The 1,502-nt window shown below is 27.1% G+C and carries 2 protein-coding genes; both read right to left on the bottom strand.

Going from position 1 to position 1,502, the window contains the following annotated elements; all coding sequences use genetic code 11:
* Positions 1-64: 64 nt before the first annotated feature.
* Positions 65-817, bottom strand: coding sequence for a hypothetical protein (locus BUB87_RS13915; protein WP_073346688.1), 753 nt, complete (start codon positions 815-817; stop codon positions 65-67).
* 22 nt (positions 818-839) lie between these two features.
* Positions 840-1,400, bottom strand: coding sequence for a C39 family peptidase (locus tag BUB87_RS13910; protein WP_073346686.1), 561 nt, complete (start codon positions 1,398-1,400; stop codon positions 840-842).
* Positions 1,401-1,502 lie beyond the last annotated feature (102 nt).

Below are 1,502 nucleotides of genomic sequence, written 5' to 3'. Positions count from 1 at the left end.
ATACTAAGAAATGGGTTAAATAAAATGTTAATTGATTCTTATCAAGAAAGAGCATGAAATTAATCTAAATACACAAAATATTTTTCACTCCCTTAGCTTGTAGTGAATTAATATACGATGTTATAAAATTAACAAATTCTTTATCGGTATATTTAGTCATAGATTTCATACCAAACCATGAATCGCCATGGGAAAATAAAGGTATAATATAATTATTATCGTTTGTTGATACATATACAAAGTCTTGTTCAAGCGTTGTAAATATTAATATATTGTTTGCATTGTCTATACCTACATTTTCAATTACTTTAGCTAATTTATTTGAGTCACTTAATATATCGCATATTTCTGGAGAGGAATTGGTATTTACTTCTACAACTTTAAGGTTATTATCAGCTGTTGTTTTATCAATTAATGCACTAGAAATTGGCAAATTAGTTCCATCTGTTTCATGAAGATATATCGGAAATTTCCAACTGTACCTTGAATTTAATATTTGATTATATAAATCAACGTTATTTATTGGTGGGATTAAATGGTATTCTTTAAAAATATTGCCATATATTATCTCATTTATATTATTTATTTTTTTATTTTTTTCTTTCAAAATATGATTGACATTTTGGCTAATAAATACCTCTTCTTTAGGGTTTATTTTTGAATGGACTTGTGCATATAATACTGATTCTTTTTCTGATGAATAGTTAACAGATTGTTTGTCAATTATATTCTTTAACGGTATTGTAGCAGAAACTATATTTAAAACTGACAATATTAATATTAAGAGTAATAAAAAAGTAAATATTTTAAATTTCATAATAATTACCTTCTTTCTTAAATTATGAATTTATTACTGTTCTAGTCCAGTAATAATCTGGGTTATCTTTGAAGTAATCATAATCTATAGTCTTTTGTCCAGATGCTGGATCATTAATAGATAATTTATTAATAGTTTCGTCATATGCATATATTAAAACTTCATGAAACGCTGGGGCACCCCTTTGGACAGTTTGACTTATAATAGGCACGAGATTATTTAGTTGATATAATACTGCTGTTTTACTCAAATATGAATTATACAAATGTGTGTTCCAAATCCCTTGTGTTATCCACTTTCCATTTGTCATTTCTTTTATTGTGGCACTCATATATTGATCATCACTCCGATATGGGTCACCAGGAAAAGCATCAAGCTGTATATCTGCTTGCCTGTTTTTTGTATCACCATTAAAATAAGATGCTGCCATAGTAACACAAGTTGACCAACATGTTAAATCTGATGGTTGACGATATACAGGTACATAACCTATAGAAGCATAGGTATATGCATAAGATGTAATTGGCTGTATTATCAAAATAATACAAAACAAGATAGAGAGAACCATTTTTGTTTTATTCAATTAAATAACCCCCTCGTATAATATGATTTGTAATCAACCAAAAAGGTCGACCTTTAACAAGATTAATAAAGATCTTTGATATTTAAATATTGTTTCTTTAAA

The sequence above is a fragment of the Caldanaerobius fijiensis DSM 17918 genome (assembly GCF_900129075.1).
Taxonomy (GTDB): domain Bacteria; phylum Bacillota; class Thermoanaerobacteria; order Thermoanaerobacterales; family Caldanaerobiaceae; genus Caldanaerobius; species Caldanaerobius fijiensis.
The sequence above is the reverse complement of the archived record's forward strand: the minus strand, read 5'-3'. Positions and strand labels throughout refer to the sequence as shown.